At 40.3% G+C, this 11,629-nt stretch carries 22 protein-coding genes; all 22 read left to right on the top strand.

Annotated features, from left to right (window positions below):
- Positions 1 to 3: 3 nt before the first annotated feature.
- The 22 genes from rpmC (at position 4) to ACLL8Z_RS06470 (ending at position 11,511) form a co-directional block, all read left to right on the top strand.
- Entirely contained in the window at positions 4 to 240 is a 237-nt protein-coding gene (rpmC, locus tag ACLL8Z_RS06365; RefSeq protein ID WP_411273984.1) for a 50S ribosomal protein L29, read from the top strand.
- Positions 241 to 253: 13 nt separating this feature from the next.
- Entirely contained in the window at positions 254 to 508 is a 255-nt protein-coding gene (gene rpsQ / locus ACLL8Z_RS06370; RefSeq protein ID WP_079702232.1) for a 30S ribosomal protein S17, read from the top strand.
- 1 nt (position 509) lies between these two features.
- Positions 510 to 878 (top strand): 50S ribosomal protein L14, encoded by a 369-nt coding sequence (rplN, locus tag ACLL8Z_RS06375; protein WP_411273931.1) that lies wholly within the window; start codon positions 510 to 512, stop codon positions 876 to 878.
- A gap of 2 nt (positions 879 to 880) precedes the next feature.
- Positions 881 to 1,222, top strand: coding sequence for a 50S ribosomal protein L24 (rplX, locus tag ACLL8Z_RS06380; protein WP_411273932.1), 342 nt, complete (start codon positions 881 to 883; stop codon positions 1,220 to 1,222).
- A complete protein-coding gene (gene rplE / locus ACLL8Z_RS06385) occupies positions 1,222 to 1,788 on the top strand; it encodes a 50S ribosomal protein L5 (protein ID WP_411273933.1) in 567 nt (188 codons plus the stop codon). The genes rplX and rplE overlap by 1 nt, the downstream gene beginning before the upstream one ends.
- Positions 1,788 to 2,057, top strand: a complete 270-nt coding sequence (rpsN, locus tag ACLL8Z_RS06390) for a 30S ribosomal protein S14 (RefSeq protein WP_411273934.1) — start codon at positions 1,788 to 1,790, stop codon at positions 2,055 to 2,057. The genes rplE and rpsN overlap by 1 nt, the downstream gene beginning before the upstream one ends.
- A gap of 130 nt (positions 2,058 to 2,187) precedes the next feature.
- Positions 2,188 to 2,589 carry a 30S ribosomal protein S8 gene (gene rpsH, locus ACLL8Z_RS06395; RefSeq protein WP_411273985.1) on the top strand — a complete coding sequence of 134 codons (402 nt, stop codon included), beginning with the start codon at positions 2,188 to 2,190 and terminating at the stop codon, positions 2,587 to 2,589.
- A 15-nt stretch (positions 2,590 to 2,604) separates the two neighbouring features.
- Positions 2,605 to 3,162 (top strand): 50S ribosomal protein L6, encoded by a 558-nt coding sequence (gene rplF / locus ACLL8Z_RS06400; protein WP_411273935.1) that lies wholly within the window; start codon positions 2,605 to 2,607, stop codon positions 3,160 to 3,162.
- Between the two features lie 5 nt (positions 3,163 to 3,167).
- Complete coding sequence (gene rplR, locus ACLL8Z_RS06405; RefSeq protein WP_411273936.1) at positions 3,168 to 3,521, top strand: 50S ribosomal protein L18; 354 nt, start codon at positions 3,168 to 3,170, stop codon at positions 3,519 to 3,521.
- 12 nt (positions 3,522 to 3,533) lie between these two features.
- Complete coding sequence (gene rpsE / locus ACLL8Z_RS06410; RefSeq protein WP_411273937.1) at positions 3,534 to 4,052, top strand: 30S ribosomal protein S5; 519 nt, start codon at positions 3,534 to 3,536, stop codon at positions 4,050 to 4,052.
- Between the two features lie 5 nt (positions 4,053 to 4,057).
- On the top strand, positions 4,058 to 4,237 hold the full coding sequence (rpmD, locus tag ACLL8Z_RS06415; protein WP_411273938.1) for a 50S ribosomal protein L30: 180 nt from the start codon (positions 4,058 to 4,060) through the stop codon (positions 4,235 to 4,237).
- A gap of 4 nt (positions 4,238 to 4,241) precedes the next feature.
- Positions 4,242 to 4,688, top strand: a complete 447-nt coding sequence (gene rplO, locus ACLL8Z_RS06420) for a 50S ribosomal protein L15 (protein WP_411273939.1) — start codon at positions 4,242 to 4,244, stop codon at positions 4,686 to 4,688.
- Positions 4,689 to 4,696: 8 nt separating this feature from the next.
- The gene (gene secY, locus ACLL8Z_RS06425; RefSeq protein WP_411273940.1) at positions 4,697 to 6,022 is read left to right on the top strand and encodes a preprotein translocase subunit SecY; all 1,326 of its coding nucleotides are present in this window, start codon (positions 4,697 to 4,699) and stop codon (positions 6,020 to 6,022) included.
- An 8-nt stretch (positions 6,023 to 6,030) separates the two neighbouring features.
- A complete protein-coding gene (gene map / locus ACLL8Z_RS06430; protein ID WP_411273941.1) occupies positions 6,031 to 6,816 on the top strand; it encodes a type I methionyl aminopeptidase in 786 nt (261 codons plus the stop codon).
- A gap of 158 nt (positions 6,817 to 6,974) precedes the next feature.
- Complete coding sequence (gene infA, locus ACLL8Z_RS06435) at positions 6,975 to 7,193, top strand: translation initiation factor IF-1 (protein WP_026897900.1); 219 nt, start codon at positions 6,975 to 6,977, stop codon at positions 7,191 to 7,193.
- Positions 7,194 to 7,200: 7 nt separating this feature from the next.
- Positions 7,201 to 7,317 (top strand): 50S ribosomal protein L36, encoded by a 117-nt coding sequence (gene rpmJ / locus ACLL8Z_RS06440; protein WP_411273942.1) that lies wholly within the window; start codon positions 7,201 to 7,203, stop codon positions 7,315 to 7,317.
- Positions 7,318 to 7,420: 103 nt separating this feature from the next.
- On the top strand, positions 7,421 to 7,798 hold the full coding sequence (gene rpsM / locus ACLL8Z_RS06445) for a 30S ribosomal protein S13 (protein WP_411273943.1): 378 nt from the start codon (positions 7,421 to 7,423) through the stop codon (positions 7,796 to 7,798).
- A 154-nt stretch (positions 7,799 to 7,952) separates the two neighbouring features.
- Entirely contained in the window at positions 7,953 to 8,342 is a 390-nt protein-coding gene (gene rpsK / locus ACLL8Z_RS06450) for a 30S ribosomal protein S11 (protein ID WP_090706486.1), read from the top strand.
- Positions 8,343 to 8,413: 71 nt separating this feature from the next.
- Complete coding sequence (gene rpsD / locus ACLL8Z_RS06455; protein WP_411273944.1) at positions 8,414 to 9,022, top strand: 30S ribosomal protein S4; 609 nt, start codon at positions 8,414 to 8,416, stop codon at positions 9,020 to 9,022.
- A 121-nt stretch (positions 9,023 to 9,143) separates the two neighbouring features.
- Positions 9,144 to 10,136, top strand: a complete 993-nt coding sequence (locus tag ACLL8Z_RS06460) for a DNA-directed RNA polymerase subunit alpha (protein WP_411273945.1) — start codon at positions 9,144 to 9,146, stop codon at positions 10,134 to 10,136.
- Positions 10,137 to 10,217: 81 nt separating this feature from the next.
- A complete protein-coding gene (rplQ, locus tag ACLL8Z_RS06465; protein ID WP_411273946.1) occupies positions 10,218 to 10,892 on the top strand; it encodes a 50S ribosomal protein L17 in 675 nt (224 codons plus the stop codon).
- A 142-nt stretch (positions 10,893 to 11,034) separates the two neighbouring features.
- Positions 11,035 to 11,511, top strand: a complete 477-nt coding sequence (locus tag ACLL8Z_RS06470; RefSeq protein WP_411273947.1) for a response regulator — start codon at positions 11,035 to 11,037, stop codon at positions 11,509 to 11,511.
- Positions 11,512 to 11,629: the final 118 nt, after the last annotated feature.

Raw genomic sequence — 11,629 nt, forward strand, 5'->3', positions numbered from 1 at the left:
AAAATGAAGAACTCAGAAATACACGAACTATCAACTGAAGAAGTTGTAGCCCGAATTAATGAAGAGAAAGCTAATCTCACTAAACTGAAATTTGCACATACTGTATCTGCAATTGAAAATCCGACAAGGATCACAAAGGTTAGAAAAGATGTAGCACGTTTAAACACAGAATTGACTAAGCGCAAAGCGGAGGCAGCACAAGTTGCAGCATCTGCAGAGCCAGAGTCCGCTTCTGAATAAATAAAAGTCCAAAATGGAAAGACAATTAAGAAAAACAAGAACCGGGCTGGTGGTAAGCAACAAGATGGAGAAATCTATTGTAGTTGCAGTTGAAAGGAAAGTGAAGCACCCGATCTATGGTAAGTTTGTTAAGAAAACTACCAAATTTATGGCTCATGACGAGACTAACACTTGCGGTATCGGTGATACAGTGTTAATTATGGAAACTCGTCCGCTGAGTAAGACCAAGAATTGGAGATTAGTGGAAATTTTAGAAAGAGCTAAGTAACATGGTACAACAGGAATCAAGACTGAATGTTGCTGACAACAGTGGAGCTAAAGAGGTTTTAGTAATCCGTGTTTTAGGTGGTACCGGCAAGCGTTACGCATCCATAGGTGACAAAGTAGTTGTCACAGTAAAAAGTGCGCTTCCATCAGGGAACATCAAAAAAGGAACTGTCTCTAAGGCGGTTATTGTTAGAACAAAGAAAGAAATCAGACGTAAAGACGGATCATATATCCGCTTTGACGATAATGCAGCTGTATTGCTGAATGCTCAGGACGAGCCGCGTGGAACACGTATTTTCGGCCCTGTTGCCAGAGAGCTACGTGAAAAACAATTCATGAAGATTGTATCATTAGCACCGGAGGTTTTGTAAAAATGGAGAAGAAAATAAAATCACAGCCTAAATTGAAGATCCGCAAGGGAGACCTGGTACAAGTTACCGCAGGTGATTCTAAAGGAAAACAAGGAAAGGTTTTAGAAGTAGTTTTAGCTACTAACAGAGTTATAGTTGAAGGCGCTAACATGGTGTCGAAACATACAAAACCAAATGCTGCCACTCCAAACGGTGGTATTGTAAAAATGGAAGCCAGTCTTCATGTTTCTAATGTAATGGTAGTTGACGCGAAAAGCGGAAAACCTTCACGCGTTGGAAAGCAGAAAAATGCAGATGGCAAATCAATTCGCGTCGCAAAAAAGTCTGGAGAGGAAATTAAGTAATGGCTTACATACCAAGATTAAAAACAAAATATAAAGAGGAAATGGTTACCGCTTTAAAGGATAAGTTCCAATATAAGAGCGTAATGCAGGTTCCCCGTTTGCTGAAGATTGCGATCAACCAGGGTGTTGGTGCAGCTGCAACTGATAAGAAGCTTATTGATAATGCAATCAATGAAATGACGACCATCACTGGTCAGAAAGCCATCTCTGCAAAATCGAAGAAAGATATATCTAACTTTAAGTTACGTAAAGGAATGCCGATTGGCGTTCGTGTTACATTACGTGATAACAATATGTATGAGTTCCTTGATCGTTTGATCGCGGTGGCTCTTCCACGTATCCGTGATTTCAAAGGTATCAATGATAAAGGATTTGACGGTCGTGGTAACTATACATTAGGTATCACTGAGCAGATCATTTTCCCTGAGATCAACATTGATCAGATCAATAAGATCCTGGGTATGGATATTACCTTTGTAACTACAGCTAAAACTGATGTTGAAGCATTAGAATTACTGAAACAATTTGGATTACCATTTAAGAATCAAACTCCAATACAACAATAATGGCTAAAGAAGGTGTAAAAGCGCGCGAAGTAAAACGTGCCAGATTAGTTGCCAAATACGCAGACAAAAGAGCAGCCCTTAAAGCTGCCGGAGATTTAGAAGGTCTTGATAAATTACCTAAAAACTCTTCACCGGTACGTTTACACAATCGATGTAAATTAACTGGCCGTCCGCGTGGTTATATGCGTCAATTCGGTATTTGCCGTGTTGTTTTCCGCGACATGGCTTTGGCAGGTAAGATTCCTGGGATCCGCAAGGCTTCCTGGTAGGACTGTTACCGGTTACGTGTTGTGAGTTATGAGGCTAAGCGCCCAGACCTCGTAACACATAACTCGTAACACATAACAATTCAATTAACCGACGGCAGGTCCGGAAGGAAACCACCATCACAACAAATAAATAATGAATACAGATCCAATAGCAGATTATCTTACACGAGTAAGGAATGCCATTAAGGCCAACCACCGTGTGGTAGAAATTCCTGCATCAAACCTGAAAAAAGAGATGACAAAAGTTCTTTTTGACAAAGGTTACATCACTAATTACAAGTTTGAAGACACTACCGCTCAGGGTACGATTAAGATCGCTTTGAAGTATAATCCGATAACTAAAATATCCGCGATCCGCAACATTTCACGTATCAGCAGACCTGGTCTGAGAAGATATGCCGGTGTTGAAAATATGCCGCGTGTATTAAACGGTTTGGGAATCGCTATCCTTTCCACTTCTAAAGGTGTAATGACTGATAAAGAGGCTAAAAACCTGAATATTGGCGGTGAAGTTTTATGTTACGTTTATTAATAGGAGGATAAGAAGATGTCAAGAATAGGAAAAGCCCCGATTAATATTCCAACTGATGTTACTATATCAGTTGATGATCAAAATATAGTTACTGTTAAGGGTCCTAAGGGTGAATTAACCCAGAATGTGGATACAGATATCAAACTTAGTCAGGAAGATGGAATACTTACAGTAGAACGCCCGTCTGAGCAAAAACGTCACAAAGCATTGCACGGTTTATACCGTTCATTGATCAATAACATGGTTATTGGAGTTACGGAAGGATATAAAACTTCCCAGGAGCTTGTAGGTGTTGGTTACCGTGCGACAAACGTAGGTAACACACTTGACCTTGTGTTAGGATTCTCTCACCATTTTGTGTTTGAATTACCTAAAGAGATCAAAGTTACTACGGCATCTGAAAAGGGTAAAAACCCGATCATTACTTTAGAGAGTATAGACAAACAATTACTTGGACAAGTGGCAGCGAAGATACGTTCGTTACGTACTCCTGAGCCATATAAAGGTAAAGGTATCAAGTTTGTTGGTGAAGTGTTAAGAAGAAAAGCTGGTAAATCAGCCGCTAAAAAATAATCATCATGGCAGGAATTAAATTATCTCGCAGAGAGCGAATTAAAAGAGGAATCAGAAAGAGATTAACAGGTTCTTCTGAGCGCCCACGTTTATCTGTATATAGAAGTAACAAAGGGATTTATGCTCAGATTATCGATGATAACAGCGGAAAAACAATCGTTTCAGCATCATCTTTGTCGAAAGATTTTACTGCAAGCGGTAATAAATCTGATCAGTCTAAAGCAGTTGGTAAATCAGTAGCAGAAAAAGCGATTGCAGCAGGTGTTAACACTGTAGTGTTCGACAGAAATGGTTATCTCTACCATGGCCGTGTTAAGTCATTGGCAGAAGGTGCACGTGAAGCTGGTTTAATATTTTAATCTGAAAGTAAAATGTCAACAATCAATATAAAAAGAGTAAAATCAAGCGAGATCGAATTAAAAGACCGCTTAGTGAGCATCCAGCGTGTTGCTAAAGTTACCAAAGGCGGACGTACCTTCAGCTTTTCTGCTATTGTTGTGGTAGGTGATGAGAATGGAATTGTAGGTTTCGGACTTGGTAAAGCAAAAGAGGTTACTGAAGCAATTGCTAAAGGTATCGACGATGCAAAGAAAAACCTGGTAAAGGTTCCCGTAATCAATGGAACTGTGCCTCACGAGCAGATCGGTAAATATTCAGGGGGTTTTGTATTCATTAAGCCAGCTGCGCCGGGTACCGGTGTAATTGCAGGTGGTGCAATGCGTGCTGTTCTTGAAAGTGCTGGTGTACATAACGTACTTGCAAAGTCAAAAGGTTCATCTAACCCGCATAACGTGGTTAAGGCAACAGTATTAGCATTATCACAATTACGTGATGCGTATACCGTAGCTCAGCACCGTGGTGTGGATCTTAAGAAAGTATTTAACGGATAATCATCATGGCTAAGATTAAAATAACCCAGATTAAAAGCGTTATCGATAGAAGCGAGCGTCAGAAAAGAACCATACAGGCATTGGGATTGAGAAAAATCAATCATTCTGTAGAGGTTGAAGCCAATCCTGCAATTATCGGGATGGTGAGAAAAGTTAATCATTTAGTAGCAGTAGAAAGTATCTGATATCATGAACTTAAGTAACTTACAACCTGCAGAAGGTTCAACAAAAAATAGGAAACGTATCGGTCGTGGTACCGGTTCGGGTCGCGGTGGGACCTCCACACGTGGTCACAAAGGTGCGGGATCGCGCTCTGGTTATAAGAGCAAGGTGGGTTTCGAAGGAGGGCAAATGCCTTTGCAACGTCGTTTACCTAAAGTAGGATTTAACCCTATAAACCGTACAGAGTATGTAGCAATCAATTTGGATGCGTTACAAACACTGGCGGAAACATATAATTTAACTGCAATTGATTTTGATACATTTAGAGAGCATGGTTTAGCTTCAAAGAATGACCTAATTAAGATTTTAGGCAGAGGAGAAGTTAAAGCTAAACTTGATGTTAAGGCTCATGCTTTCTCTGAGGCAGCTCAAAAAGCTATCGAAGCTGCTGGTGGTGCAATAGTTAAATTGTAATATTACACATGAAGAAGCTTTTTACAACGCTATCCAATATCTGGAAAATTGAAGACCTGAGGGCGCGGATACTTTTCACGCTCTTATGCCTTTTAGTTTATAGAATTGGATCTTTTATAATTATACCCGGTGTGGATCCTGCATCTATACAAGATGCAGAAGCTAAAGAAGGGCTTCTTGGATTACTGAATATGTTTGCGGGCGGATCATTCTCCCGTAACTCTATTTTCGCATTGGGTGTTATGCCGTACATTTCTGCATCTATTGTTGTACAGCTGTTAGGTATAGCTGTTCCTTATTTTCAGAAGCTTCAGAAAGAAGGTGAAAGCGGTCGTAAAAAGATCAATCAGGTAACCCGTTATTTGACTATAGTTATTACTGCCCTGCAAGCTATGGGATATGTGAAAACACAAATAGCTCCGGAAGCTCGTTTACTGGCCGATCCGATGTTTACTATTTCTTCTATGTTCATACTTACTGCTGCAACAATGTTTGTTGTATGGCTGGGTGAGAAGATAACCGATAAAGGTATTGGTAACGGTATCTCAATGATCATCATGGTGGGGATTATTGCCCAATTGCCCTTTGGTCTACTGGCAGAATTCGAATCTCGTATGGGAGCTCAGGGTGGATTAGTTACTTTATTCGTTGAACTTGCTGCATTATTCCTTGTAGTGATGTTTACAATACTTATTGTTCAGGGTGTTAGAAAAATTCCTGTACAATATGCAAAAAAGATTGTTGGTGCTAAGCAATATGGTGGTGTACGTCAGTATATTCCACTCAAGGTTAATTCTGCCGGTGTTATGCCAATCATTTTCGCGCAGGCGATTATGTTCATACCCACTACAATAAGTTCATTCTTCCCGTCGATGCAGTCTTCATTCCTGGCTTCATTCAGTGATTATACTTCTTTAACGTATAATCTGACCTTTGCCTTCATGATCATTGCTTTTACATTTTTCTACACTGCAATTACCGTGAATCCGGTTCAAATGTCAGACGATATGAAGAAGAATGGCGGTTTTGTTCCGGGTGTTAAGCCTGGTAAAACTACGGGCGATTATATCGATGCTGTTATTTCAAAGATCACGCTTCCGGGATCAATCTTCCTTGCCATAATTGCTATCATGCCAGCTATTGCTATTATTTTAGGTGTCAATAGTCAGTTTGCCAGTTTCTATGGAGGTACTTCTTTGTTGATTCTCGTAGGTGTAGTGCTGGATACCTTACAACAGGTTGAGAGTCATTTATTAATGCGTCATTATGATGGTTTGATGAAGACTGGAAGAATTAAAGGACGTACACCGGTTACCGGCGGTTCGGTAATTTAAGGTCGTAGATGTCGAAAATTCATTTCAAGTCGGCTGAGGATATCGAGAAAATACGAGAAAGTTCTCTTCTTGTATCTAAAACCCTGGCCGAAGTGGCTAAGGTTATCAGAGAGGGTCTGAAAACTATAGAACTTGATAAATTAGCAGAGACTTTCATCCGTGACCACGGGGGAGTCCCAGCTTTTTTAAACTACAACGGTTTCCCTTACTCGCTTTGTATTTCTTTAAACGATCAGGTGGTCCATGGTTTCCCCGGCGATCAGGAAATCAGAGACGGCGACATCGTATCTGTTGATTGTGGTGTGGTACTGAATAAATACTTTGGTGACTCTGCATATACTTTTCCGATTGGAAATGTAAAGGCGGAAACCATGAAGCTTTTGAAGATTACTAAAGAGTGCCTTAACCTTGGTATAGAGAAAGCAGTTATTGGTATGCGCGTTGGTGATGTTGGCTACGCAATCCAGGAACACGCTGAGAAAAATGGATTTGGTGTAGTTAAAGAACTGGTGGGCCATGGGGTGGGAATAATGCTTCATGAAAAGCCTGAAGTTCCTAATTATGGAAAACGTGGTTCCGGGATAAAGCTTGAGGAAGGAATGGTGATCGCAATCGAACCGATGATTAATGGCGGCAAAGCAGGAGTTAAGTTTTGGGATGACGGGTGGACGGTAAGTTCTGTTGACAAAAAGCCATCGGCCCATTACGAGCATACAGTAGCTGTTAAAAAGGGGAAGGCTGACGTTCTATCAACCTTTAGTTTTGTTGAAGAAGTTTTAGAACAAAAATATTAAAATATAAAAACTTTTATTTAATTTTGCATCCCTGTTCCGATAGGGCAAATGAAGTAAAAACCAGGACGTAAAGGTTTGTTTTTGAGATAGATTATAGAAAAACCGATTTCTCAACCCTTTATGAGTAGAAAAAGACATTAGGGAAATTAAAATACTATATGGCCAAACAGGCTTCAATTGAACAAGACGGAATAATTAGGGAAGCATTGTCTAATGCAATGTTTCGGGTTGAGCTTGAAAACGGACATGAGATCATAGCGCATATATCAGGTAAGATGAGAATGCACTATATTAAAATTTTGCCTGGCGATAAGGTAAAATTAGAGATGTCTCCATATGATTTGAGTAAGGGTAGAATAACGTACAGATATAAATAGAATAGAGATGAAGGTTAGAGCATCAATTAAAAAACGTAGCGTCGACTGTAAAGTGATCCGTCGTAAGGGTGTACTTTATGTGATCAACAAAAAGAATCCTAAGTACAAACAACGTCAGGGATAATTAATAGTTATACGTAATACGTTTTACGTTATACGTCTGGGCGGTTAGCGCAGCGTTTAGAAACGTAAAACGTACAACGTAAAACGTACAACTTCAATAATATATGGCAAGGATAGCAGGTATTGATTTACCAAGAAACAAAAGAGGAGAGATTGGACTTACTTACATTTACGGAATAGGCAAGTCTACCGCCCAACGGATACTGAATGACGCTGGTATTGATGTAAATATCAAGGTACAGGAGTGGACTGATGATCAATTGGCAGCAATTCGTGGTTTCATCAATGATGAAATTAAGGTTGAAGGTGCACTTCGCTCTGAAGTACAGTTGAACATCAAGCGTTTGATGGACATTGGTTGTTACCGTGGATTACGTCACCGTAAAGGATTACCTGTTCGCGGACAACGTACTAAGAACAACTCACGTACCCGTAAAGGAAAACGTAAGACTGTAGCAAACAAGAAAAAAGCAACTAAATAGTATTAAACCTGCCTACCAGCAGGTAGATATGAGTTGTGAGAATTTAGATATGCAAATATCGAAAGTTCTCAGCTCATGATTATCAAAAAAGAAATAGATATGAGTGCCGTCCCGATCAGGATCGGAACAAGTCTCACTTCTCAAATCTCTAAAAATGGCAAAAACTAAAAAAGTAACCAAAAAGCGCGTTGTTATTGTTGAACCAATAGGCGAAGCACATGTTAACGCAACCTTTAACAATATCATTATCACTCTGACTAACCTTCAGGGTCAAACAATAAGCTGGTCATCTGCCGGTAAAATGGGTTTTAAAGGTTCCAAGAAAAACACTCCATATGCAGCAGGGCAGGCTGCAGGCGACTGTGCTAAAGTAGCACATGATCTTGGTCTTCGTAAAGTGCAGGTATATGTTAAAGGTCCTGGTTCAGGCCGTGAGTCAGCTATCCGTACTCTGCAGACTTCCGGAATTGAGGTTACCACTATTCAGGATATCACTCCGCTACCACACAATGGTTGCCGTCCTCCAAAAAGAAGAAGAGTTTAATTAATAATAATCAGTTTTAAAGCTAAGATTCTCCCGGATTAGCCGGGAAGATACTTTAAAAATACACAACCATGGCTAGATATACCGGACCCAAGTCCAAAATCGCCCGTAGATTCAGAGAACCAATTTTCGGTCCTGATAAGGCATTAGAAAGAAAAAATTATCCTCCGGGAATGCACGGTACCTCCAGAAAAAGAGGTAAGCAATCTGAGTTTGCAGTGCAGTTGATGGAGAAGCAAAAGGTTAAATATACTTATGGTGTATTAGAGCGCTACTTCGAAAATCTTTTCCACAAGGCTTCTGCTAAAGAAGGAATCACGGGTGAAAACCTTTTGAAATTCCTCGAAGCACGTTTAGACAATACAGTTTACCGTTTGGGAATCGCTCCAACCCGCTCTGCTGCACGCCAGCTGGTAGGCCACAAGCACATCACAGTTAACGGTGAAATAGTAAATATTGCTTCTTATGCTTTACGTGCAGGTGACGTTGTCGCTGTTCGTGAGCGTTCAAAGTCTCTTGAAGCTGTTTCACATTCTGTTGCAGCGAGAACAATAAATAAATTCAGCTGGTTAGAATGGGATGCTAATACTTTAACAGGTAAGTTTCTTAACTACCCAAGCCGCGATGAGATCCCTGAAAATATCAAGGAAAACCTTATCGTCGAGTTATACTCTAAGTAAGGTATAAGATATGAGATATGAGTAGTGAGACATAGTTTAGTCTCATATCTCACATCTCACATCTCACACCTGCCTGCGGTAGGCAGGTCTCATATCCATTAACAATAAACAAAATACATAAATGGCAATCTTAGCATTTCAGAAACCTGATAAAGTTATCATGCAGAAATCTACGGATTTCGACGGAACATTCGAATTCAGACCCCTAGAGCCTGGTTTTGGTGTCACCATTGGTAATGCTTTACGGAGAATACTTCTATCTTCCCTGGAAGGTTTTGCAATAACTTCAGTACGCCTGTCAGGTGTTTCTCATGAGTTCTCTACCATCAAAGGTGTTGTAGAGGACGTCACTGAGATTATACTTAACTTAAAGCAAGTACGTTTCAAAAAAACTGGTGAGTCTGGCGACAACGAAAAGATTTTTGTGATCATCAACGGACAGGATCAGTTTAAAGCTGGCGACATTACCAAGTTCTCCAACAACTTCACTGTTCTGAATTCAGATATGGTTATCTGTAATATGGAAACTTCAGTAACTATGGAGATCGAATTAACAGTTAGCAAAGGTAGAGGTTACATCGCCGCAGAAGAAAACAAAAATGCGGATGCAGTTCTTGGCGTTATTGCAATTGATTCGATCTATACACCGATCAAGAACGTTAAATACACAATAGAGAACTTTCGTGTAGAACAAAAAACGGATTACGAGAAATTAGTTCTGGATATTACCACTGATGGTTCAATCCACCCGGAAGAGGCTTTGAAAGAAGCTGCCAAGATTTTGATCCACCACTTTATGTTATTCTCTGATGAGAACATCATGCTTGAATCTCAAGCTAAAGAAGAAACTAAGGAAGTTGACGAGGAAATTCTGCACATGCGGAAGATACTAAAAATGGAACTGGTCGATCTTGATCTTTCTGTTCGTGCATTAAATTGCCTTAAAGCCGCGGATATCCGTTCATTAGCTGACCTTGTTTCTTACGATGTTGCTGATATGCTTAAATTTAGAAACTTCGGTAAAAAATCTCTTACTGAAATTCAGGATTTAGTAAAATCTAAAGGCTTGTCTTTTGGCATGAACCTTTCGAAATTTAAATTAGACGAAGAATAATAATATAATAATAAGCGAAATGCATAATTCCCGATCCCGAAAGGTTGATTGACGGTATGCACGTGCACAATTTAACAAAACATGAGACACGGTAAAAAAGTAAACCATTTAAGTCGTACAGACAGTCACCGCAGAGCGATGCTGGCTAATATGGCTTCTTCGCTTATCTTACACAAGCGCATTACAACAACACTTGCCAAAGCCAAAGCTTTACGGGTGTATGTTGAACCTATCATCACGAAATCAAAAGATGATACTACTCACTCACGTCGTACAGTATTTAGTTATTTACAGAATAAAGAAGTAGTTTCTATCCTTTTCCGCGATATCGCTGCTAAAGTAGCAAACCGTCCAGGTGGCTATACCCGTATCTTGAAGATGGGAAACCGCCTTGGTGATAATGCATCGATGGCCCTTATTGAATTAGTAGATTACAACGAAATCTATACTAGTGGCGATGCAGCAGCTTCTGAGAAGAAAACGACACGTCGTCGTGGTTCGAAAGCGAAGAAAGCTGATGGACCTGCTTCTGCAGGGATAACTCCAAAAGCCGAAGCTGCTCCGGTTGAAGAAGCTGTTATTGTTGAAGAAGCACCCGTTTCTGATGCTGTTGATGCTCCAGTCGCTGAAGCTGCACCAGTAGTTGACGAAGTTGCAACTGAAGAGGTTGCAATTGCTGAAGATGCTCCGGTTGCTGAGGAAGCTGCTCCACAGGCTCCGGCTGAAGGTGATGATACTGAAGATAAAAAAGCATAATTCAGCTTTTTATTTGGATAATAAAGACCCGATCTGAAAAGAGCGGGTTTTTTGTTTTGCTTCGACTGCGGAAAGGTTTGGAAATATTGAAGTGAAAAGCGAGTTGGGGCAAGGGTCAGTATTTACATTTTAAATCCCTTATTTGCCTTTTCAACTCTCACTTGAACCAGATATTAAGAAAAGTGTTAAACCGGCTCTCGACGTTGCGTCTTTAGCCTCCCTAAAAGTGCTCGTAGCAGAAGATGACAAGATGAACATAAAGCTCATCAGCACCATTTTTAATAAATGGGGATTAGCATTCGATGTTGTTGAAAGTGGGCGGGAAGCTCTCGACTTTTTTGAGAGGGAAACTTACGACATGGTACTTTCTGACATCCATATGCCCGACGGTGATGGAATTTCCCTTACAAAATTGATCAGGGCTTTCACCGACACTGCAAAATCCCGGGTGCCAATCTTGGCAATCACGGCAAATGCCATGGAAAAGGACCTTTTAGAATACATGGCAATCGGTATGAACGATCATATTTTAAAGCCCTTTTCAGAGGAGAAGCTTTTTGAAACTATCATCAGTAATATGAAAACCAGAGAAACAGCTTCACTGCCAGAGATAGCTTAGTCCGAATCCCCTCTGCCATCCTGTCATTTTCAAACGCTACAGTTTGTGCTGTATTTAAGGCTCCTGCTGGCAAAATACTGTCAATATAAGGCGCTATTTGATTTGGCACAACGCTTGT

The sequence above is a fragment of the Daejeonella sp. genome (genome assembly GCF_046590655.1).
Taxonomy (GTDB): domain Bacteria; phylum Bacteroidota; class Bacteroidia; order Sphingobacteriales; family Sphingobacteriaceae; genus Daejeonella.

Coding starts and splice junctions, on each gene's coding strand:
- rpsD (WP_411273944.1), top strand. CDS start 8,414: ATGGCTAGATATACCGGACCCAAGTCCAAAATCGCCCGTAGATTCAGA.
- rpmJ (WP_411273942.1), top strand. CDS start 7,201: ATGAAGGTTAGAGCATCAATTAAAAAACGTAGCGTCGACTGTAAAGTG.
- rplF (WP_411273935.1), top strand. CDS start 2,605: ATGTCAAGAATAGGAAAAGCCCCGATTAATATTCCAACTGATGTTACT.
- rpmD (WP_411273938.1), top strand. CDS start 4,058: ATGGCTAAGATTAAAATAACCCAGATTAAAAGCGTTATCGATAGAAGC.
- rplX (WP_411273932.1), top strand. CDS start 881: ATGGAGAAGAAAATAAAATCACAGCCTAAATTGAAGATCCGCAAGGGA.
- rpsM (WP_411273943.1), top strand. CDS start 7,421: ATGGCAAGGATAGCAGGTATTGATTTACCAAGAAACAAAAGAGGAGAG.
- rplE (WP_411273933.1), top strand. CDS start 1,222: ATGGCTTACATACCAAGATTAAAAACAAAATATAAAGAGGAAATGGTT.
- rpmC (WP_411273984.1), top strand. CDS start 4: ATGAAGAACTCAGAAATACACGAACTATCAACTGAAGAAGTTGTAGCC.
- rplO (WP_411273939.1), top strand. CDS start 4,242: ATGAACTTAAGTAACTTACAACCTGCAGAAGGTTCAACAAAAAATAGG.
- rpsQ (WP_079702232.1), top strand. CDS start 254: ATGGAAAGACAATTAAGAAAAACAAGAACCGGGCTGGTGGTAAGCAAC.
- rpsE (WP_411273937.1), top strand. CDS start 3,534: ATGTCAACAATCAATATAAAAAGAGTAAAATCAAGCGAGATCGAATTA.
- secY (WP_411273940.1), top strand. CDS start 4,697: ATGAAGAAGCTTTTTACAACGCTATCCAATATCTGGAAAATTGAAGAC.
- rpsK (WP_090706486.1), top strand. CDS start 7,953: ATGGCAAAAACTAAAAAAGTAACCAAAAAGCGCGTTGTTATTGTTGAA.
- map (WP_411273941.1), top strand. CDS start 6,031: ATGTCGAAAATTCATTTCAAGTCGGCTGAGGATATCGAGAAAATACGA.
- rplQ (WP_411273946.1), top strand. CDS start 10,218: ATGAGACACGGTAAAAAAGTAAACCATTTAAGTCGTACAGACAGTCAC.
- ACLL8Z_RS06460 (WP_411273945.1), top strand. CDS start 9,144: ATGGCAATCTTAGCATTTCAGAAACCTGATAAAGTTATCATGCAGAAA.
- infA (WP_026897900.1), top strand. CDS start 6,975: ATGGCCAAACAGGCTTCAATTGAACAAGACGGAATAATTAGGGAAGCA.
- rplR (WP_411273936.1), top strand. CDS start 3,168: ATGGCAGGAATTAAATTATCTCGCAGAGAGCGAATTAAAAGAGGAATC.
- rpsN (WP_411273934.1), top strand. CDS start 1,788: ATGGCTAAAGAAGGTGTAAAAGCGCGCGAAGTAAAACGTGCCAGATTA.
- rplN (WP_411273931.1), top strand. CDS start 510: ATGGTACAACAGGAATCAAGACTGAATGTTGCTGACAACAGTGGAGCT.